Source organism: Streptomyces sp. NPDC030165 (assembly GCF_055573595.1).
Window position 1 is genome coordinate 576,878 of record NZ_JBVIBD010000003.1, and the last position, 21,141, is coordinate 598,018.

14 protein-coding genes and 1 pseudogene are annotated in these 21,141 nt (G+C 71.6%); 10 read left to right on the forward strand and 5 right to left on the reverse strand.

All coding sequences use genetic code 11. From position 1 onward, the window contains the following. The first annotated feature begins 12 nt into the window (after nucleotides 1-12). The 3 genes from ACZ4Z1_RS08755 to ACZ4Z1_RS08765 all read left to right on the forward strand — a co-directional run bounded on the left by ACZ4Z1_RS08755 (nucleotide 13) and on the right by ACZ4Z1_RS08765 (nucleotide 1,840). Nucleotides 13-279 (forward strand): hypothetical protein, encoded by a 267-nt coding sequence (locus tag ACZ4Z1_RS08755; RefSeq protein ID WP_468485852.1) that lies wholly within the window; start codon nucleotides 13-15, stop codon nucleotides 277-279. A gap of 867 nt (nucleotides 280-1,146) precedes the next feature. Further along, nucleotides 1,147-1,338 (forward strand): hypothetical protein, encoded by a 192-nt coding sequence (locus ACZ4Z1_RS08760; RefSeq protein ID WP_468485853.1) that lies wholly within the window; start codon nucleotides 1,147-1,149, stop codon nucleotides 1,336-1,338. A gap of 13 nt (nucleotides 1,339-1,351) precedes the next feature. Further along, nucleotides 1,352-1,840: a hypothetical protein gene (locus ACZ4Z1_RS08765; RefSeq protein ID WP_468485854.1), complete on the forward strand. Its 489-nt coding sequence runs from the start codon at nucleotides 1,352-1,354 to the stop codon at nucleotides 1,838-1,840. Between the two features lie 395 nt (nucleotides 1,841-2,235). Here the strand turns inward: ACZ4Z1_RS08765 and ACZ4Z1_RS08770 are convergent, their stop codons facing one another. The 3 genes and pseudogenes from ACZ4Z1_RS08770 to ACZ4Z1_RS08780 form a co-directional block, all read right to left on the reverse strand. Then, on the reverse strand, nucleotides 2,236-2,838 hold the full coding sequence (locus ACZ4Z1_RS08770; RefSeq protein ID WP_468485855.1) for a hypothetical protein: 603 nt from the start codon (nucleotides 2,836-2,838) through the stop codon (nucleotides 2,236-2,238). Between the two features lie 493 nt (nucleotides 2,839-3,331). Next, nucleotides 3,332-4,015 carry a hypothetical protein gene (locus ACZ4Z1_RS08775; protein ID WP_468485856.1) on the reverse strand — a complete coding sequence of 228 codons (684 nt, stop codon included), beginning with the start codon at nucleotides 4,013-4,015 and terminating at the stop codon, nucleotides 3,332-3,334. A gap of 235 nt (nucleotides 4,016-4,250) precedes the next feature. Then, a pseudogene (locus tag ACZ4Z1_RS08780) lies at nucleotides 4,251-5,324 on the reverse strand (NAD-dependent epimerase/dehydratase family protein). A gap of 273 nt (nucleotides 5,325-5,597) precedes the next feature. Between ACZ4Z1_RS08780 and ACZ4Z1_RS08785 the strand changes: the two are divergent. Both ACZ4Z1_RS08785 and ACZ4Z1_RS08790 read left to right on the forward strand, forming a co-directional pair. Then, nucleotides 5,598-5,972, forward strand: coding sequence for a hypothetical protein (locus ACZ4Z1_RS08785; protein ID WP_468485857.1), 375 nt, complete (start codon nucleotides 5,598-5,600; stop codon nucleotides 5,970-5,972). A 93-nt stretch (nucleotides 5,973-6,065) separates the two neighbouring features. Beyond that, nucleotides 6,066-6,188, forward strand: a complete 123-nt coding sequence (locus ACZ4Z1_RS08790; RefSeq protein WP_468485858.1) for a hypothetical protein — start codon at nucleotides 6,066-6,068, stop codon at nucleotides 6,186-6,188. A gap of 213 nt (nucleotides 6,189-6,401) precedes the next feature. Here ACZ4Z1_RS08790 and ACZ4Z1_RS08795 read toward each other — a convergent pair whose 3' ends face one another. Then, nucleotides 6,402-8,225 (reverse strand): ABC transporter ATP-binding protein, encoded by a 1,824-nt coding sequence (locus tag ACZ4Z1_RS08795; protein WP_468485859.1) that lies wholly within the window; start codon nucleotides 8,223-8,225, stop codon nucleotides 6,402-6,404. Beyond that, nucleotides 8,203-10,014: an ABC transporter ATP-binding protein gene (locus tag ACZ4Z1_RS08800; protein WP_468485860.1), complete on the reverse strand. Its 1,812-nt coding sequence runs from the start codon at nucleotides 10,012-10,014 to the stop codon at nucleotides 8,203-8,205. Before ACZ4Z1_RS08800 ends, ACZ4Z1_RS08795 begins: the two co-directional genes overlap by 23 nt. Nucleotides 10,015-10,403: 389 nt before the next feature. Between ACZ4Z1_RS08800 and ACZ4Z1_RS08805 the strand changes: the two genes are divergently transcribed. The 5 genes from ACZ4Z1_RS08805 (at nucleotide 10,404) to ACZ4Z1_RS08825 (ending at nucleotide 21,048) form a co-directional block, all read left to right on the forward strand. Beyond that, nucleotides 10,404-11,438: a GDP-mannose 4,6-dehydratase gene (locus ACZ4Z1_RS08805; RefSeq protein ID WP_468485861.1), complete on the forward strand. Its 1,035-nt coding sequence runs from the start codon at nucleotides 10,404-10,406 to the stop codon at nucleotides 11,436-11,438. Nucleotides 11,439-11,651: 213 nt separating this feature from the next. Then, a complete protein-coding gene (locus tag ACZ4Z1_RS08810; RefSeq protein ID WP_406519008.1) occupies nucleotides 11,652-12,419 on the forward strand; it encodes a thioesterase II family protein in 768 nt (255 codons plus the stop codon). A gap of 133 nt (nucleotides 12,420-12,552) precedes the next feature. Continuing rightward, the gene (locus ACZ4Z1_RS08815; protein ID WP_468485862.1) at nucleotides 12,553-15,435 is read left to right on the forward strand and encodes an AAA family ATPase; all 2,883 of its coding nucleotides are present in this window, start codon (nucleotides 12,553-12,555) and stop codon (nucleotides 15,433-15,435) included. A 14-nt stretch (nucleotides 15,436-15,449) separates the two neighbouring features. After that, entirely contained in the window at nucleotides 15,450-18,248 is a 2,799-nt protein-coding gene (locus ACZ4Z1_RS08820) for an AAA family ATPase (protein ID WP_468485863.1), read from the forward strand. A 28-nt stretch (nucleotides 18,249-18,276) separates the two neighbouring features. After that, the gene (locus ACZ4Z1_RS08825) at nucleotides 18,277-21,048 is read left to right on the forward strand and encodes an ATP-binding protein (RefSeq protein WP_468485864.1); all 2,772 of its coding nucleotides are present in this window, start codon (nucleotides 18,277-18,279) and stop codon (nucleotides 21,046-21,048) included. Nucleotides 21,049-21,141 lie beyond the last annotated feature (93 nt).

The window sequence follows — 21,141 nt, forward strand, 5'->3', positions numbered from 1 at the left end:
GTCAACCGGGCCGTGCCGAGCGCCGAACTCGACCACGTCGTCGATGCCCTCGCCGCCCGCATAGCCGCTCTGCCGCACGGCGTTGCTCGCGCCGCGGTCGAAGCGGTCGACGCCGCTGCGGAATCCACCACTCATGGCCTGCAAAAGGCGAACAAGCTTTTCGGACGCCTCTTCGCCGAACCCGTCACAGGCCGCCTCACCAGGGCCGCACTGGACGCCGGCGCACATACCCGCGACGGAGAACGCCGCCTCGAAGCCATCGTCGACAAGATCAGCTAGCGTCCCTCGCCTCACATGGCGAGTTCAAGTATGCAGAAGGTTTGCTTCTTGCTTTCCGGTCAGCTGTCGATGGCAAGTCCCAGCTCGTTGTGCTTTCAGGAACTCAAGCACCACTGAGAGGTCGATGTCCGGTCAGCCGCGGCTCCTCCCCCCGCCGCCGGCAGGCAGCGACTGCTCCACCTGCGCCGCCAGCGCGTCGGGCTCGGCTCCTGCCTGCGCCAGCAGATGTGCCGCGCGATCACGGTGAGAACTACCGCCGGGGCACGGCGATCTGGAGGGCGATGGGGCGGCTGACGGGGCTGGGGATCACGGGCGAGGGGCTTCAGTGGCGGGCGAGCCGTGATGTGTGGTGCCACGGCCTGACGGCCGGTGCGCACGTTTGCGCCGACGGCACGGCCGCCTCGGTCGCCGGGGCGGTGGCGGACCTGGAGGCGAGCTGCCATGTCCGCCCTCCTCGGAAGTTCTCGAGGGCTGCTCGCCACCGCATGGAATGGACCGTGTCGCGACTCACTGGGCACCCAGTTCTCGTTTGCGCCCGCATCGGATGTACCGCGTCCTGGAGCACCTCGACGACGCGGCAGACGGTCGCTTCTGAACAGGTGGCCAGGACTCGGAAAACAATCGGTTCATCCCCGGCCGTACAGTGTTGGGCTCCTCCATCAGTCGCCCGATCGGCATCCACGCCGGTTCGTCCCCGGCCGTGCGTGGTGCCGCATAGCTCATAGCTACGTCGGACTGTTGGATCGGGTCATTCCCGGACGCACGGGGTGGCCGGCGGCGGCAACTTCGGAAAGGTGTCCTGCACCGGTTCATCCCCGGCCACGCGCGGCGGAACTCAGCAACCACGAGGCCGCCGGTCTCGCCGAGGTGCACTTCCTCGTCGGCGACCTCACCCAAGCGGTGCACCAAACTTACCGGGCGCTGGACGCCGCTTCGCACACCCGCTCGCACCGGGTGTGCGCCCGGCTGCGCCGCCTGTACCCCTACACCGTGGGGCGCGACACGTCCCGGCCGGTGCGCGAGATCCGCAGTAGGATCCGCGAACTGCTGCCGAGCTGAAAGGGCCTGCTGTATGACGACCCTCGCGGTCACCGGCCACATGGACATCACCCCGGCCACCGCTGACCGCCTGCGCCGGGCACTGCGCGAGCTGCTAACCCCCTACGCCGGCACCGGCCTCGTCGGCGTCTCGTGCCTTGCGCGGGGAGCCGACACGGTCTTCGCCGACGCGGTACTGGAAGCCGGCGGCAGCTTGTGCGCCGTCCTGCCCTGCCGGGACTACCGGCAGACCAAGGTCAAGCCCGACCACGTGCCGGCCTTCGACCGCCTGCTCGATGCCGCAGAGGAAGTTGTGGTCATGCCGCACACCACGGCGGACCGCGACGCGTACGCAGCCGCCAACCGCGCGCTCTTGGAACGGGCGGACCGGCTGGTCGCCGTCTGGGACGGCACCCCGCCTTCGGGAAAAGGAGGTGGTACTGCGGACACCGTGGGAGAAGCACGCCGGGCCGGCCTGCCGCTGGACATCGTGTGGCCAGACGGCGCCGAGCGCGGCCAGTGAAGCGGTATCGAATCAGGGCTCGCGGGAGGGACTGCACGGCCAAGTGCCGACTCGCGCGAAAGTGTCCTGCGCCTTTGCGGTTCGTATTCCGGGTACCTCGCACCCGCTGCGACACACAGCCTGGCGTAAGCCCACGTCAGAGACCCTGATATCAGGACACCGGCGTGAGAGGCCCACGAACGCTGAGCTGCGAGTCGGCACCGGGGCCTCTGGCCGCACGGGCCAGTGTGCGTGCAGATCGCATACGACGAAAGCGCCCGGCTGAGAGATCTCAGCCGGGCGCTTGCCGGGGCCCGCACTCCGCTGGCTACCCGTCAGTGCGCAGTAGTCACCGGGTACGTTGCTCCGGGCCGGTGCTTCTGTCCTCCTGCGGCGAATCGCTCACCGCCAGGTGTTCAGCAGGGCAGTGTGGTCTTGCCAGCAGCGCCGGTGGAGCCGGTGGTGCCGTCCGCGAACGCCGTGGCGTCGGTGCCGTTGCCTCCGGGCTTACCGGGGCACACCGGGCTGGCCGCGCCCCCGGCACCGCCCTTGCCGCCCGTGTGGCCGCCGTCGACGACGGCGGCACCGCCGTTGCCACCCTTGCCGCCGGCGATACCGGCGCCGGCATCGCCGACACCGCCCACGCCGCCCTTGCCACCGGTGCCGCCGAGCTTGGCCTCACCGCCATAGCCGCCGTTGCCGCCATTGCCGTTGGCCCCGCCGGCGCCGCCCGTGCCGCCGGCCCCGCCGACGGTTGCGATACCGGTGGCGTTGCCTCCGGCACCTCCGGTGCCTCCGTTGCCGTTGGCACCCGCGGCGCCACCGGTGCCGCCCAGGCCGCCGATGCCCCCGAGGGTTCCGACCCCATTGGAGCCGTTGGCGCCGGGGGCCCCCGCAGCGGTGCGGGTCTGTGCGTCGCCCGTACCGGGCTGGGCGGAGGCGAGGGCGGGAGTGAGGGCGAGGCCGGCCACGGCGATCGCCGCGACCAGGAAGGTCCGTGCAGTGTCCGTGGCGCGCATGGTGCACTTCCTTCGGTTCTCAGGTGGAGGGATTCTCCGCCTGACACCCCTCAACGTAGGGAAGTGCGACGCACCGGCGCAATCCAGAGAATGAACAAAAGCATCTAAATAGGCTGAATCATGCGAACTTTGGCTGAGAAGTCCAAATTTTATATCCATGATCGACAGTGCTTTGCCCTCTGTCACCTCGGTTCCCAGGTAGCGGGGAGTGAGTCGGCCACCGGAGCGCCAGGGCGAGCAGCGAAGTGCCGACTCGCGCGAAAGTGTCCTGCGCCTTTGCGGTTCGTGTTCCGGGTACCTCGCACCCGCTGCGAAACACAGCCTGGCGTAAGCCCACGTCAGAGACCCTGCCTCGGGGCGGGGGTGTGCGCCACCCAATTTTCAAGGGGAGGTTGTTGTGTCCGTGCAGTCCGATGAAGCGGTGGCTACGGTGCCATCGGCGGTAGAGGAAGGTGAAGGGGTGCGCCTCACTGAGCATGTCCGTTGTCGAGGGTCAGGCCGTGTCGCTGAGGGCGGGGCTTGAGCGGTGGATGAAGTCGCGGACGGCGGGCTCATGGAGCCAGGGTGCGAGGGCGGTGGTGAGCTGGCGGACGTAGTCCTTGGCGCGGCTGGACTGGACGTGGGCAAGGATGTCCAGGGACTGGTGACCCAGTTCGAGGACGCGGTCGAGGTCGCGGGCCTGTAGATGCGTGGTGGCGACGATCGCCAGGCGCATTCCGATGGAGCGGGTGAAGACTCCCGGTGGCATCGCGGCGGCCTGACGGTTCCAGGCGAGTGAGGCTTTCGGGTTCTGCAGGTCTCTGAAGATCTCGGCGGCATCGGCGGACAGCCGGCCGTGGTGGTAGAAGTCGATGTACGACGGGTCGTCCCCCCGCCGGGCATCGGCCTGTCGCAGGAGGCTTTCCGACGCGGCCAGGGCCCGGCACACTGCGCGTGGGGCGTTGTCCCGGGCGTGGGCGCGAGCTTCGATGAGCTTGGTGAACGCCAGGACCCGCGGGGTGGCGAGGCTTTTGGCGCGTTCGTAGGCGCCCTGTGTCATGTCGATGGCCTCGGAGGGGAAGCCGCGCAGGAGTGCCTGCATGGCCATAGTGGTCAGGACGTAGCAGCCGAGGGGAACGTTGCCGCCGGCGCGGGCCAGGCGCAGGGCCTGGAGGAACGAGAACCCGCGACCCTTCACCTGGACCAAAACTGCCGACGAGCTCCTTCACTCTCTCGCCGACTACCTCACCAAGATCACCCCACCCGCCACCGGAAACTAGGGACGGACTCCAGCCCGTGATTTCCGGCGCATCACACTAGATTCTCCCCGGTCATCGCTTGCCGCTTGCCGCTTGCCGCTTGCCGCTTGCCGACTCCGACGAGCGGCAAGCGGAACGCACCAAAAGGGTGCGGGAGTTCGGCGTCGAGTCGCTTCAGGGCCGGGTTCCCACGCCGGTGGCCAGTTCCCACGCGCGGCCCGCAGGCTGCACCCGCCTCGCGAGCGGTGGTGTGGGCCCGCCGCCGGCCGCTCGCAGACCCTGCACGAATTCGCTGACAGGGTCCACTGCCGTGACCTTCAGGCGTCAGCCCAGTTCGCGCTCGGCCTTGCCGCAGTCCATCAGCGGCAGGCGCAGCACCGCGTCGAACAGCTGGGGTGACGCGGGGACGGCATGCAGGCACCCGGCGGCGGCCAGCAGTGAGCGCAACGGCCGCATCGGCACCCGGCACACCCGCGCGTTCCACATCTTCGCGAGGACGGCCGCGTCGATCGGCGGGCCGGCCGCGAAGTTGAACGCTCCGCGGACCTCGCGCGCCACCGCCAGCCGGTACGCCTCGGTGGCGTCGCTGGTGTGTTGCGCCTGGAAGCGCAGGCCGGGCACGTCCGGGACGAAGGGCAGGGATCCGGGCCTGACCAGGGCGTTGGGCAGGAAGGGGCCGGCGAACAGCCGGCGCTGCTCGGCGGCCGACTCCCGCTGGAAGATGAAGCCCGGCCGCATCCGGACCACGCGCGTGGCCGGGTGGCGCTGCTCGAAGGCGTCCAGGACGCGTTCCAGGTACGCCTTCTCCCGGGTGTAGGCGGCCTCGGGTCAGCCGTGCGTCGGCCATTCCTCGTCCACCGGCCGGTCCTTGGGGCCGGGCGAGTAGGCGCCCACCGAAGAGGCGTGGACCAGCGTCGGGACGCCCGCGGCGGCCACCGCGTCGAAGACCCGCAGGCTGCCCAGGACGCTCGTGCGCCAGGTGGTGTGCGGTGTGTGCGTGGGCTGGAACAGCCAGGCCAGGTGGATCACCGCGTCCGCGCCTCGGAAGCATGCGGTGAGGTCGGTGTTCCCGTCGGCGAGGTCGGCACCGGCCCATGTGGTCTTCGGCGGTGACCACTCGGGCACATGCCGGGCGATCCCGACCACCGATGCGATGTCCGGGTCCTGCCCCAGCGCCCGGACCACGCCCGTTCCGACGTTTCCGGTGGCCCCGGTGACCACCACCCATTTGCCCGCTGTCTCCCCCAGGGGTTTCCCTCCGTACGGCCGGACCCGCGACGTTCCGCTGCGGGTAACCCGCTGACCGGCGCTCACACCCCGCAGCGGGTGCCGGGTGCACGCCGCACGCGGCCGTACGGACACCGCCGGCCACCGGTCCGTACAGAAGGTCCCGACCGTCGCCCGTGTGCCCGTGGGACCGTTGGGATGACGCGCCCGTCACCGGTCTCCGCGGGCATGCTCGCTCTCGGCGTCCTGCTCGGCCGGCGTCCGACCGTCACCAGGTGACCAGGAGTACCCGGCATGGCCCTTTCGAGCGCGGGACAGACGGTCCGGCAGCTCGGTGGCGAGGCCGGCGTGCTGGCACGGCGACGGCGCGACCACATCGAGCTGGACCGGCTGATGAACCACTACACGTCCGGTGGCGCACCGGAGGCGGAGCGGCAGCGGACGCTCAAGGACATCATCCAGCTGACCTTCAGCCACGCTTTCGCCGGGGAAGTCGTCCTGTGGCCCGTGCTGCGGCACCTCGCCCACGCATCCCCATCCGAAGGTGTCGCGCCGGCTTCCCGGCAATGCCGTGGTGGGTGTCCCGATGAGACAGCGCGCCGTCTCGACCACGCCGCCGGAGCCCGCAGAGGGGTCCAAGGGCTCTCGGCCGGTTCACCGGCGGCCTGACCAGCACCATCCATCTGGCCTGCGACGTCCTCGGCCGACCGCGAAACAGACCGGACCGCAGCCTGCGACAAGCAGGTCTGCGAAGAGCGCAACGTGACGGAACGGTGCTTCGACCAGCTCAACCAGCTCAACCAGCGGCACGGCATCGCCATCCGCTGCGGGAAGTCCGCCGGGACCCAGCAGCGGACGCTGGACGTGGGTACGGGTGCGGGGTGACCGCCGCCGTGGGCTGCCAGGCGTGTGCCGCCCGCCCTGATCGGACAGCTCGCTCCCGGGGGTGTTGCTGGTGCACGGCATTCCGGTGCCCCATCGCCCACGAGACAGGCTCGCGGGCGCGGCGCAGCACCCTGGCCATGCCCGCGGGCACCACACCGACCGGCGTCGTGGGGCGTCGCCGGGGAGGCGTGGCGGGTCAGGGGTGGGGGCCGGTCAGTGGAGTGTGGCGGCGTCCTGTAGGTCGGTGTCTGCTCCTCCGGTGGCGGCTGCGGACGCGTGGAGTCGTGCGTAGGCGCCCTCGGCGGCCAGGAGTTGGGGGTGCGTTCCGCGTTCGATGATGTGGCCGTTCTCCATCACGAGGATGAGGTCCGCTTCGCGGACGGTGGAGAGGCGGTGGGCGATGACGAAGCTGGTGCGGCCCGCGCGCAGGGAGTTCATCGCGCGTTGGATGAGGGCTTCGGTGCGGGTGTCGACGGAGCTGGTCGCCTCGTCCAGGAGCAGGATCGAGGGGCGGGCGAGGAAAGCGCGGGCGATGGTGATGAGTTGCTTCTCGCCCGCGCTGACGCCTGCCGACTCTTCGTCCAGGACCGTGTCGTAGCCGTCGGGCAGGGTGCGGATGAAGCGGTCGGCACACGTGGCGCGGGCGGCGGCCTCGATGTCCTCGCGTGTGGCGTCGGGGCGGCCGTAGGCGATGTTCTCGGCGATGGTGCCGGAGAAGAGCCAGGGGTCCTGGGGCACCAGGCCGATGTGGGAGCGCAGCTCTTCGCGGGTCAGGGTGGTGATGTCGGTGCCGTCCAGGAGGATGCGGCCCTCGTCGATCTCGTAGAACCGCATGAGGAGGTTGCCCAGGGTGGTTTTGCCCGCGCCGGTCGGGCCGACGATCGCCACGGTGCGGCCGGGCTCGACGGTGAGGGAGAGGTCTTCGATCAGGGGGGTGCCGGGGGTGTAGCGGAAGTGGGTCTTCTCGAACTGCACGTGTCCGCGCGCCCTGCGCAGGCGTGCGGGGGGATCGGGGTCGGGGCGTTGTTCGCCGGCGTCCAGGAGTTCGTGGACCCGTGCGGCGGAGGCGAGGGCGGACAGCAGGCGGGCGGCGATGCCGGCGGTCTCGACGATCGGCTGGCTGAACTGCCGGGAGTAGAGGATGAACGCCTGGACGTCGCCGATGGTCAGGGCCCCGGCGACGACGCGCAGGGCGCCGACGACCGCCACGACGACGTAGCCGAGGTTGGAGATGAACATCATCGACGGCTCGGTGGCTCCGGAGACGAACTGGGCCCGTGCGCCGGCGCGGTACAGGGCCTGGTTGTGCTCGTCGAAGGCGCGCTCTGCCTGCTCGCGCCGGCCGAAGCCCTTGACCAGCGCGTGTCCGGTGTAGACCTCCTCGACATGGGCGTTCAGCGCTCCGGTGGCGGCCCACTGCTGGGTGAACCGCGGGCGTGCGTGCTTGCTGATCCGGGCGGCGAGCACGGCCGACAGCGGGACGCAGGCCAGCATGATCAATGCCAGCAGCGGGGAGATGACGAACATCAGCACCAGCATGGTCAGCACGGAGAACACCGCCGTGATCAGCTGGCTGAGGGTCTGCTGGAGGGTCTGCTGGACGTTGTCCACGTCGTTGGTCACCCGGCTGAGCAGCTCTCCCGCCGGGTGGCGGTCGAAGTACCGCATCGGCAGACGGGCGAGCTTGGCCTCCACGGACCGGCGCAGCGCGAAGACCACCCGCTGGACGACGGCCGCGACCAGTCTGCCCTGGAGGAGGGTGAGGAAGGAGGCGGAGCCGAAGAGCGCGAGCGCGGTCAGCAGCACCCGGGCGATCCCGGCGAAGTCGATGCCGCCGGATGTATGTGGGTGCTGGATGCCGTCGAAGACGAGATCCGTGGCCTTGCCGAGGAGCATCGGACCGGAGGCGTTGAGCGCGACGCCGCCGATGCCGAGGACGACCGCGACGGTCACCTGGGCACGGTGCGGGCGCAGCAGTCCCAGGGTGCGGCGGGCGGGGCCGAGCCGCCCGTGGTCAACGCTGTCCGGCGGGACCATGGGCCGTCTCCTGAAGTGTCGTGGCGGCTCCGGCGTCCGGGGCGGAGCCGCTGTGGGGGTGGTCGGTGTGCGTGGTGAGCTGGGACCGGGCGATCTCTTGGTAGGTCGTACTGGTACGCAGCAGTTCCTCGTGCGTTCCGGTGGCGACCACCCGCCCCGCGTCCAGGACCACGATGCGCTGTGCGTGCTGGACGGTGCTGACGCGCTGGGCGACGATGAGCACCGTCGCCCGGGCCAGCTCCGGCTCCAGAGCGGCCCGTAACGCGGCGTCCGTGGCGTGGTCCAGCGCGGAGAAGCAGTCGTCGAAGAGGTAGATGTCCGGCTTGCGCAGCAGGGTGCGGGCGATCGCCAGGCGCTGCCGCTGCCCGCCGGACACGTTGGTGCCGCCCTGGGTGATCGGTGAGTTCAGCCCCTCGGGCAGGCGCTGTACGAAATCGCGGGCCTGAGCGATCTCCAGTACGCGCCAGAGTTCTTCGTCGGGGGCGTCCGGGACACCGAAGCGCAGATTGCCGGCGATGGTGCCGGAGAAGAGGTACGGCCGTTGCGGCACGAAGCCGACGGTGCGGCGCAGCACCTCCGCGTCCAGTGCGCGGACATCGACGCCGCCCACGTGGACGGAGCCGCAGGTGGCGTCGAAGTACCGCAGCACGAGATTGAGCAGGGTGGTCTTGCCGCTGCCGGTGCTGCCGAGGATCGCCACCGTCTCGCCGGGGCCGGCGCTCAGGTCGATCCCGCTCAGCACGGGATCCTTCGCTCCCGGATAGCGGAGCCCGGCACCGCGCAAGGACAGGACACCGGCCGCGGGCAGGGCACGTACGGGTTCGGGTGGTGCCGCCACGCTCGGTTCGGTGGCCAGTACCTGCTGGATGCGCTCGGCCGAGACCCTCGCCCGCGGCATCGCCAGACACACGAAGGTCACCATCACCACCGACATCAGGACCAGAGACAGATAGCTCAGGAACGCGCTGAGCGCACCGAACGGCATCGCCCCGGCCTCGACACGGTGGGCCCCGAACCACAGCACGGCCACCATGAAGGCATTGAGGGCCAGCAGGACGACGGGAATGACGGTCGCCAGCAGCCGGCCGACGCGCAACGAGATGTCCTGCAATTCGGAATTGGTGCGGTCGAATCTCGCGCCTTCATGGGCATCGCGCACAAAAGCCCGTACGACACGGACTCCGGTAATGCGTTCGCGTAGCAGTCCGTTGATGCGGTCCAGGTGTTTCTGCATACGGGCGTAGAACGGATCGGTGCGGCCGAGAATGAGTCCGAAGACCGTTCCGAGGACCACCACCAAAGTGATGAGGAGCAGGGACAGCTGAATATCCTGCCGGAGTGCGAGCGCCACGCTGCCCAGACACATCAGGGGCGCCGACACGGCGACGCCGAACGCGGAGAGCGCCAGCGTCTGCACCTGCTGCACATCGTTGACGGTCCGCGTCATCAGCGACGGTGTGCCGAACTGCCCGACCTCCCGGGCCGAGAAGTCCAGCACCCGGCGGAAGACCGCCGAGCGCATGTCGCGGCCCATCGCCATGGCCGTACGGGCGCCCAGCGACACCGCACCGACGGACGCGGCGATCTGGACGAGGGCCACGGCCAGCATGACCAGGCCGATCCGGGTGATGTAGCCGCTGTCGGCCTTGACCACACCGTTGTCGATGACCGCGGCGCCCAGCGTCGGCAGGGCCAGGGTGGCCAGGATCTGCACCAGCTGCAGCAGCCCCAGCAGCGCGACGGAGCGCCGGTGGGGCCGCAGGTGGATTCGCAGGAGTCTGAGCAGCACCGGGAGACGCTCCAGGAGAAGGCAGGCCCGGCCGGCAGCGGGGATGAGAGCGCCGGCCGGGCCTGGAGGGGGCACACCCGGACAGTGCAGCGCACCGCACACCGGAAAATCCCTAGTGTCCCGCCGGGGTGCCGCGGGCCGTACGGCATCCGGCGGCGCCGTTCCCCGCAGGCCGAAGACACGCGGTGGACGGTACTCGGGAAATCCCTAGTGTGCCGGTGATTTCTTGACACCGCGACCGGCTGCTTGGAAGCGTACGATCACCCAGCGTCCGGGCTTCGGAATTCGATGCAATCCGATGCCGTTAGAGGCCGAGTAGCCAAGAGGCCCAGCAGCCGACTCGGCTCTGCGTTTGGGCGGTCTGTTCTTTGGCGGAGAAGAGGAATGAGATGTCCAAGCGTGCGCTGATAACCGGAATCACCGGGCAGGACGGCTCCTATCTGGCCGAGCACCTGCTCGCGCAGGGCTACCAGGTGTGGGGCCTGATGCGGGGGCAGGCCAACCCCCGCAAGTCGCGGGTCAGCAGGCTCGTCTCCGAACTGAACTTCGTCGACGGCGACCTGATGGACCAGGCCAGCCTGGTCTCCGCGGTCGACAAGGTGCAGCCCGACGAGATCTACAACCTCGGTGCGATCTCCTTCGTCCCGATGTCCTGGCAGCAGGCCGAACTCGTCACCGAGATCAACGGCATGGGCGTCCTGCGCATGCTCGAAGCGATCCGTATGGTCAGCGGCCTGAACGGCTCGCGCGGCGGTGGCGGTGGCAGCCAGATCCGCTTCTACCAGGCGTCCTCGTCGGAGATGTTCGGCAAGGTCGCCGAGACCCCACAGTGCGAGACCACCATCTTCCGGCCGCGCAGCCCCTACGGCGTGGCGAAGACCTATGGGCACTTCATCACCCGTAACTACCGCGAGTCCTTCGGCATGTACGCGGTCTCCGGCATGCTGTTCAACCATGAGTCGCCGCGCCGTGGCGCGGAGTTCGTGACGCGAAAGATCTCCCTCGCGGTGGCCCGCATCAAGCTCGGCTACCAGGACAAGCTGTCCCTGGGCAATCTGGACGCCGTCCGTGACTGGGGCTTCGCCGGGGACTACGTCCGTGCCATGCACCTGATGCTCCAGCAGGACGAGCCGGGCGACTACGTGATCGGCACCGGCCAGATGCACTCGGTCCGTGACGCCGTCCGCATCGCCTTCGAGCATGTGGGCCTGAACTGGGAGGACTACGTCAGCATCGACCCCTCCCTGGTGCGCCCCGCCGAGGTGGAGATCCTCTGCGCCGATGCCGAGCGCGCCCGCACCCAGCTGGGCTGGGAGCCCAGTGTCGACTTCCCCGAGCTGATGCGCATGATGGTCGACGCCGACTTGCGCCAGGCGTCCCGCGAGCGGGAGTACGGGGACATGCTGCTGGCCGCCAGCTGGTAGCCGGGTCCAGGGGACACCCCGGCGCGCGGCGCCGGCCGCGGGCGTGTCCCGTACGGCTCCGTGACGGTGGGCCCGCCGTCACGCGGAGCGCGAACACTAGGTGATTTTCCGTCGTCCGCCCTGTGGGATGGACGTGTGGACCACAGGCGCCGCCGATCGCCTGCCGTATCCCGGCGGGCCGGTCCGGTGCCCCCGCGAGGAGGAGCCAGCACCATGACGACGACCACGGCGGAAGGGCTCTGGGCCCGGTGTTACCACCCGGCGCCGGACCGCCCGCGCCAGCTCGTGTGCTTTCCGCACGCGGGTGGTTCGGCCACCTTCTACTTCCCCGTCTCGGCGGAGCTGTCGCCCGTGGCGGAGGTGCTGTCGGTGCAGTACCCCGGCCGTCAGGACCGGCGTAACGAGACCAGCCCCGGCACCGTCACGGCCATGGCCGATCGGGTGTACGCAGCCCTGAGGGACCGGATCGGGTCACGGCCGACGGCGTTCTTCGGGCACAGCATGGGCGCGATGGTCGCCTTCGAGGTGGCCCGGCGGCTGGAGGCCGACGGCGGCGAACTGACGCATCTCTTCGCCTCGGGGCGGCGGGCACCCTCGCGCTACCGCGCGGAGAGCGTGCACCGGCGGGACGACGACGGGATCGTCGCAGAGTTGAAGCGGCTCTCCGGTACGGACACCTCGGTGCTGGGTGACGAGGAACTGCTGCGGATGGTCCTCCCGGCGGTCCGCAGCGACTACACCGCGGTGGAGACCTACCGCTGCGACCCCGGGGCGGCGATCAAGGCGCCGATCACCGCGCTGACCGGTGACAACGACCCCCTGACCACGGTGGAGGAGGCCGAGGACTGGCGTGCGCACACCACGGGCGCGTTCGACCTCCGGGTGTATCCGGGCGGTCACTTCTTCCTCAGCTCCCAGGCTCCGGCCGTGCTGGCGGTGCTGCGTGAACACCTCAGCGGTGCGGGGGAGTTCGTGCGCTGAGGCGCGTCCTGGTCACGGAGTCTGCTGATCATGTACTCTGACGCAGGTCGGCCATCACTCTTTAGGGTGATTTGCAACACGATGTGATGACGCCCCCTCGCATCTGTCGTGTCTCTGAGGTGCGAGGAGCTCTATGGTGCAGGAGCGGAGCGTCAGTTCCCGCTTAGGCAGCACCTTGGTCGGCCGAGACGATGATGTAGGGCAGCTCAACCACCTCGCCCGCGAGGCACGTCGGGGGCGCGCAAGCTCGGTGGTGGTGACCGGCCCGGCGGGAATCGGCAAGTCCGCCCTCCTGCGCGCTTTCCTCGACGGGGACTCCTGCCGCCACGCGACGGTTCTGCACGGCCGCTGCGAGGAGAGCGCCTCGGGCGACTCCTTGGGCGGCGTACGCGCCTTGCTCGCCCCGACCGTGCAGCGCACCCCCCCTGGTGATACCGCCCGCCACGCCCTCACTCCCGACGCGCCGGCTGATGGGCCGCCGCACGCCCCCGCCGTCCAGCGCGTGTTCCACGACCTGTACCGCCTCGCGGCCGGCGAGCTGAGCCGCCGCCCGCTCGTCCTGGCGCTGGACGACGTCCATCACTGCGACGAACTCTCCCTGCACTGGCTGGACTTCCTGCTGCGGCGGGCTGATGGCCTTCCCTTGCTCGTCGTCCTCACTCAGCGGGCCGAAGCCGCCATTCTCGGGCGTGGCGCCCCGGTCCGACGTGCGCTGGCGGACGTCACCGCCCGCCGCACCACGATGCTGCGCCTGCGGCCGCTGACCGAGGCCGACGTCGCCGAGGTCGTACGGCAGTTCTTCCCGGCGCCCGCCGCCCCCGCCTTCGTCGCCCGCGCCCGGGCCGTGACCGGCGGAAACCCCCGCCTCCTGGAGCGCCTGCTGTGTGAACTGCGGGCCGAGGGCGTCGGTTCCGGCGTGGGCGGCGCCGACCGGATCGCCGAGGCCGGCCCGCGCGTCCTGGCCCACTGGGCACGCGAGCTCCTGGACCGCTGGCCGCCCTGGGTCGGCGAGGTCGCGCGGGCGGTGGCGGTCCTCGGCGAACGGGACGCCGACCAGATCGCGCCCCTGGCCACCGTCCCCGTCGATGTCGTCGAGGACGCCCTGACGGTGCTGCGCGAGGCCGGACTGCTGACGCCCGGCAGACGCCTGGCGGACGTGGTGCACGCGGCGGTGCTGGCACCCCTGGACGCCCAGGCGCTGACGGAGCTGCGTACGCGGGCGGCCCTGCTCCTGAGCGACGCGGGCCGGCCCGCCGAAGACGTCGCCGCCCACCTCCTGTCGCTGCCCTCGGTGTCCGAACCCTGGATGCCGGGCGTCCTCATGGAGGCCGCCGCCCGGGCCGAGGCGCGCGGCGCCCCGGAGGCCGCGGCCCGCTACCTGTACCGGGTGCTGGAAGCGGACCCCGGCAGTGTGGAGGTGCGCGTCCGGCTGGCCAGGGCACTGGCCGAGACCGACCCGTCCGAAGCCGTCGCCCTGCTCCGCGGAGCACTGGCACCCAGCGTCGGCATCCGTACCCGGGCGAGGATCGCCGCGCAGTTCGGCACCACCTACCTGGCCGCCCGCGAAGGCCCCGCCGCCCTGAGCATGCTCGAAGACGTCCTGGCCGCCCTCGACACCGAACTCGGTCCCGACCCCCTGCCCGCCGACCGTGACCTGCGCACGCTCGTCGAGTCCGTGCTGCTGATCGTCGGCTCACACGACCGCGGCACGATCGCCGCGACACGGAAACGGGCCGCGGCGATGACCGCACCCGAGGGCGACACGCGCGCCCAACGGCAGAAACTGGCGGCGATGGCCGTACTGACGGCGCTCGACGGCCAGGCCCCCGAACCGGCGGTGACGTACGCCCTGCGCGCTGTCTGCTGCCCCCAACCCCCACCGAAGAGCTGGTCCCTGATCAACTCCGCCATCGTCCTGGGCCTCGCCGACCGCACCGACGACGCGCTGCACGCGCTGGACCGCCTGCTGAGCCACGGCCGGGAGAACTCCGCCATCTGGACCTACTCCGCGGCCCTGTCCGTCAGGGCCCTGCTCCTGCACGGCCTGGGCGCACTCCCGGAAGCGCTGGCGGACGCCAGGGCCGCGGTACAGGTCAGCGGTGCGGAACGGTGGGGCGAGATGATGGTCCTGCCGCGCGTGGCCCTGGCGGGCGTACTGGTGGACCGGGGCGAGGCCACGCATGCCGAGAAACTGCTGGCCGGCACCGGACCCGCCTGGCGCGAACAGTACGTATGGACCCACCACCGTTACCTCATGGCCTACGGCCGCGCCCGCCACGCCTTGGGGGACGCGGAGGGCGCGCTGGCGCTGTTCCGCGAGTGCGGCAGATCACTGGAGGAGGCCGAGGTGCGCCACGCGGCCTACCTGCCCTGGTGGGCGGAGGCGGCCTGCGTGCTCGCGGAGCTGGGCCGTGCCGAGGAAGCCGAAGAGCCCGCGGCGCACGGCACGCGGCTCGCACGGCGCTGGGGGACCCCACGTGTCCTCGGCCTGGCAGCCATGGCCCGCGGCGTGGCAACCCCCGGCGAGGAGGGCGTGGAACTGCTGGGCGAGGCGGTGCGGGAACTGTCCGCCTCACCGGCCCGCATCGACCACGCCCGCGCTGAACTCCTCTTGGGACAAGCCCTGTTGGCGGCCGGTGAGTTGCGCGCCGCGCGTGAGCACCTGCGCGCCTCGGCCGACCTCGGCCAGCGCTGCGGCGCCCTCGCCCTGGGCCAGAAAGCCCGGGGCGCCCTGCTGGCAGCGGGCGGCCGCATGCGGAAGATGACCGGCTCGCCCCTGGACCTGCTCACCAGTATGGAACGCAAGGTCGCCGGCCTCGCCGCCGGCGGCGCCAGGAACCGTTCGATCGCCCAGTCGCTGCACGTCACCGTCCGCACGGTCGAAACGCATCTGACCAACGCGTACCGCAAGCTGGGAGTCTCCGAGCGTGCCCAGCTCGCCGCGGTCCTCCGCTCACCGGGCGTCCGCGGGGCACGGGTGCCGCAGCAGGCGTCGCGGCCGCGCGGGCAGCGCTGAAGGCGGCCGGGAACATGCCGGGAACAGGGCGGCAGGGAGAGCCGCTGTACGCGGGACTCATCCGGGCGGGGCTCCGGCGCACCGACCCGCCGTTGCTCGAACGCGAGGAGGAACAGGAGGAGTTGCGGCGTGTGCTCGTCGCGCTCGACGACGGCCGCCCCGCCGTCGTCTCCGTGACCGGCCGCCCCGGCTTCGGCCACAACGCCCTGCTGCGCTGGACCGCCCGCCTCGCCGAGGAGCGCTCGGTACGCGTCCTGCGGGTCAGCGGTTCGCCGGCCGAACGCGACCTGCGCCACGGAGCCGTGATCCAGCTGCTCGGCCAGCTGGGCGAGGTGGCCGAACGCTCCCTGCGTACCCTGCGCGGGCAGCGCGAGCCGGACGGCCTGCCGGGCCTGCCCGAACTCCTGCACACCGCCCGCCGCACCCCCACTCTCGTGACGGTGGAGGACGCACAGTGGCTGGACGCGGCCTCCTCGCACTGGCTGCAAGCCCTGGTACGCCGCCTGTCCACGGGCCTTCCCCTCGCCCTGCTCATCGGCCGCACCGGCCTGGAACCGCACGGCCCCGACCGGCTGGCCGACGCCGCTCCCTGCGCGCGGCTGACCCGCCATCTCGGCGTCGGGCCCCTGAGCCGGGGCGCGGTCATCACCCTCGCCGAGCAGATCTGCGGCGGCCCCTGCGACGAGGCGTTCGCCACCGCGGCGGCCCAGGCGTCCCACGGCAGCCCCGCCGTACTGCACGCGGCCCTGCACTGTTTCGCGGAGGCGGGCCACCGGCCGACCGCCGACCGTGTCCCGCAGCTGCGCACCCTGATCACCGGCATCATCGGTGACCGCGCGGGGCGCGCCCTGCGGGGTCTGTCCGACGAGGCCACCGCCGTGCTGCGCGCGCTGGCCGTCGCCGGCGACCTGCTGGACTTCCCGCTGATCTGTTCCCTGGCCGGGTTGCGCACCGTCCCCGAAACCCGGCTGCGCGCGGTGCTGGAGGCGGCCGGCTTCACCCTTCCCGACGGCTCCTACGAACGCGTCCGTCTGCCCGTCGTCCGGGCCCGCATCCTGGAGGACACGCCAGCCGCCGAACGCGCCGCCCTGCACGCCCGCGCCGCCCACCTCGCCCACCAGGTCGTGGCCGACGACGAAGACATCGCCGGCCTCCTCCTCCAGGCACCTCCCATCGGCGAGCCCTGGGCCGTACACGTCCTGCGTGGCAGCTTCGGCGCCGCGGTGCGCCGCGGCGACTTCCCCCGCGCCGCCGCCTACCTCGAACGCGCCCTGGACGAACCCCTGGAACCCCTGGAACATGCGCACATCAGCCTGGACCTGGCCGGCGTCGAGGCCGTCACCGCCCCCGAAGCCGGCGACCGCAGGCTCACCGCCCTCGTCCACACTCCGGGCGAGGGCGAAGCGTGGGACCAACTCCGCGTACGCGCACTGGACACGGGACTGGCCCGCGGCGACGACGCCTGGGGCCGCCGGAACGCCGCCCAGGCCCTCGCCACCGCCCACGGCAGGGAACGCGACAACCTGATCGCGCTGTACTGGTACGCCGCCGAGGCAGGGCCCGGAGTGGCCGACGTGTCCGTCCTCGACACCCCCGCTCTCGACGTCCCCGACCTGCCCGAACACCCTCTCGCCCCCGCCCAGGCCGGCATCCGCGCGGGGCAGCTCGCCGCGCAGGGCCGACACCGTGCGAGAGTCGTGGAACTGGCCCGCCGCGCCCTGGACGCGGGCCCCGCCGCTCCCGCGGTGCCCCGCCTGGTCGCCGCCAGGGCACTGTGGCTCACCGATGCCGCCACCGAAGCAGAGGACCGGCTCGCCGCCATCATCGCCGAACTGCGCCGCCGACACTGCCGGCCCCTGCTCGCCCGCGCCCTGGCCTTCTGCGCCGAACTGCATCTGCGCAGCGGCCGCCTGGACACCGCCGACCGTGTCGCGGACGCAGCCGAACGGGCCCTGCCCATCGCTGCCTGGCACCCCTTGGCCGTCTCGCACCTCATAGCCGTACGCGCCGTCATCGCCCTGGAGACCCGCCGCCATGACGAAGCGCGCGCCCTGGCCGAAGCCCCCCTGCCGCCCGGTGCCGAATACGGCATCCACTGGCCCGATCTGCTGTTCGCCCGCGCCCGCGTGGCCGTCGACGAAGAACGCTGGTCCGAGGCCGTCGAACTGTACAAGGAGAGCGGACGCTGGCTGCTGCGCAGAGGGTGGGCCAACCCCATCGTGCTGCCCTGGCGTTCCTCGGCCGCCCGGGCCTGTCTCATCCTCGGCGATCAGGACCAGGCCCAGCGTCTGCTCCGGGAGGAACTCACCCTCGCCTGCCAGTGGGGCGCACCGAGCGCGCTGGGGCTGGCGGAGCTGTGTGCCAGAAGCTTCGCTGTCCAGGAACCGGCCGCCGGCGTCCGCGAAGCCGCCCGCGTCGAGCGCGAGCTGCCCATCCGGCTCACCTACGCCTGGGTCCTGGCCGAACTCGCCACCGCCGAGGTCACCAAGGGTGATCGAGCCACCGCTGCCGGCCTGCTGGCCGAACTGTCCCGCCTCACCGTCACCCACACCTCCAGCCGCCTGGCCGAACGCGTACGGTGGCTGACCGCCCGGCTGGAAGAGCCCACCGGCACCTGCGACGAAGGGGCGCTGCCCAGGGGATGGGCGGCCCTGTCGTCCGCCGAGCGGCAGACCGCCGAACTCGCCATCCGTGGCCTGGGCAACCGAGAGATCGCGGAACAGCTCGTGGTGAGCCGGCGTACCGTCGAACACCGGCTGAGCAGTACGTACAAGAAGCTGCAGATCACCTCACGCAAGGAACTTCGCGCGTGAGGCCGGCCGACGGAAGAGGACATGACGGATGCTGTATGAACGGGAAACCGAACTGGCCCGCATCGAGACCGCAGTACGCCGGGCACAGGCGGGCCGTTCTTCCGCAGTGCTCCTGACCGGCCCCTTGGGCATCGGCCGCTCCACGCTCCTCCAGGAGGCCGGTGCCCGTTCCGCCGCCACCTCACGGGTCCTGCGGGCCAACGCCGCACCCATGGAGCAGGACTTCGCCCTGGGCATCGTCCACCAGCTCATGGGGCCCCTCCTGGCCGGTGACCTCACCCTGTCCGGCGACCAGGAAACGGGCGGCACCACCCGGCCGGACCACCCCGGCGGCCTCCCGGTTCCCGGGGACCAGGGCGCGCCCGTCTCCGAAGCCACCCTGCACGGCCTGCGGTCCGTGCTGGCCGAAGCCTGCGCCACCACCCCCGTACTCATCCTCGTCGACGACCTCCAGTGGGCCGACATCCCCTCCCTGCGCTGGCTCGCCTACCTGACCAGGCGCCCACACGGACTGCGCGTCGCGGTCGTGTGCACCCTGCGCGACGGCGACCCCCACGCCCAGCACCCGCTCATCCGCGACATCGCGGACGCCGCCGACGTCCTGCGCCCCGCTCCACTCTCACCGGCCGCCGCCCGGGCCCTGATCCACCACCACTTCGGCGAACCCGCCGACGACAGCTACGCCCACGCATGTCACGAGACCTGCGCCGGCAACCCCCTCTTCCTCCAGTCCGTCCTGCGCGACCTGGCACTGAGCGGGCACCGCCCCACCGCCGGACACGCCGCCCAAGTCCGCGTGCAGCGCCCCGCTCAGCTCCGCGACCGCCTGGCGGGCTGCCTGCACGCCCAGCCCGCTCCCGTACGCGACCTGGCAGCCGCCATCGCCGCCTTCGGTGACCACGGCGAGCCCGACCTCGTCCGGCGCCACGCGCGACTGGACGCCGTCGGATTCCAGCAGGCCCTGCGCACGCTGCACCACCTGGGACTGCTCGCCTCGCACGACACCCCGCGCTTCATCCACCGCGTCGTCCGCGACGCCGTCGACTCCGCCCTCACCGTCGCCGAACGCGAACGTTCCCGGGATGCCGCCGCGGACCTCCTCCACCAGGCCGGGCGCCCTGCCGAACACGTCGCCGAGTTGCTGATGACCGTCACCGCCACCCACCGTCCCTGGGCCGTACGGGTACTGCGGACCGCCGCGCAGGCCGCGCTGCGCCGCGGCGTGCCGGTCACCGCCGCGCGCTACCTCCAGCGCGCCCTGCTCGGCAGCACGGGCGTCTTCGAGCGCGCACGCCTGCTGATCGAACTGGCCGTCGCCGAACGCGATATCGACCCCGCCGCCTGCGAACGGCACATCGGCCAGGCCATCCGCCTGCTGCCGACGGCCACCGAACGGGCCGCCGCCACCTTGCTCATGCCACCGAGCCTCCTGGGCGAGGCGCCCCCTTCGGCGGTGGATCTGCTGCGCCGCGTGGCCGAAGACCTCGACCCCGCGGCGCCACGCCACGGATACGCCAGGGAGATCGCCCTGCGGATGGAAGCCCGCCTGTGGCACGCCGGGCACGAGAACCCGACGGAGCTCGCCGGTGCGGTGGAACGCCTGCGCACACTCGGTACCCCACCACCCTTGGACATCGGCGGCGCCCGCGAACTGGCGGCCGTTCTGAACAACGCGGCCGTCCTCTCGAGCGCCGTGCCGGCACCGGAGGTCGCGGCCCTGGCCGAACAGGTCGTGGAACGCGAGCCAGTGACCTCCGCGCGGGTCGGCATCGCGCTTCCCCTGGTCGCGGTGGCCCTGTACGCCGCCGATGCGGCGGGGGGCATCGACACGCGCCTGTCCTGCGAGCAGCCCGCTGCCCGTCCGCAAGCGGTGGTGCACGTCGAGAACGCCCTGCTCCAGCTCGCCCGGGGCCGCCTGACCCAGGCCCGCGAACAGGCCGACCTGGCCGCTGAACTGAACGACGCGGACTGGCGCGAGCCCACCGCCGCCGTGCGAGCCGCGGTGGCCATGGAAACCGGTGACATCCAGCTGATCGAACGGCTCCTGGAAGACGCCGGTCAGCGCTGGCCGGACAGCCTCGGCCTGAGGGTCATACTGCAACTTCTCAAAGCGTCGCTCGACGCCCGCCGCGGCCGTGGTGTCCACGCCCTGGATTCCCTCCTGGCCTGCGGTCGCCAACTGGAAGCCGCCGGCTGGCGCAACTCCGCCCTCTACCCCTGGCGGCCCCGCGCCATAGTCCTCCATCACCGCCTGCGCGAGCCCCGGCCCGCCCTGGCCCTGGCGGAAGAAGAACTGGCCTGGGCGCGGCAATGGGCCGCCCCCGCACCCCTGGGCCGCGCCCTGCGTCTGAAGGCCCTGCTGCCCGGCGGTGGGGGAGTATCCGTCCTGCGCGAGTCCGCCGAGGTCCTCCGCGGGTCCGCCAACACGCTCGAACGGGCCCGTACGCTCCTCCAGCTGGGCCGGACCGTGGAGAGCGGCAAGGAGGCGAAGGCGATGCTGCGCGAGGCCGCCGATCTCGCCACGGCCTGTGGCGCACCCTGGCTGACCGAACGCGCCTACGCGGCCCTGGGAACCACCACCACCGCCCCGAGCGCCGAGGCAGCGCTCACCCACAGCGAGCGCAAGGTCGTCTCTCTGGCGGGCCGGGGGCTGACCAACCAGGAAATCGCCGACGAACTCGGTGTGAGTACCCGTGCGGTGGAAAAGCACCTGACCTCGTGTTACCGCAAGTTGGGTGTGGCGGGCCGGCGGGAGCTGCTGGCGGGCCGGAGTGCGGCCGGGGCGTTCGCGGCACGCTGAGCGCGCCGCGGCGGAGAATGCGGCTTACCGGCGGTAAGCGGTGCGGAGTGTTCGGGGGGACCGAAAGGGCGGTGCGGGACCGTACCCCGCGGG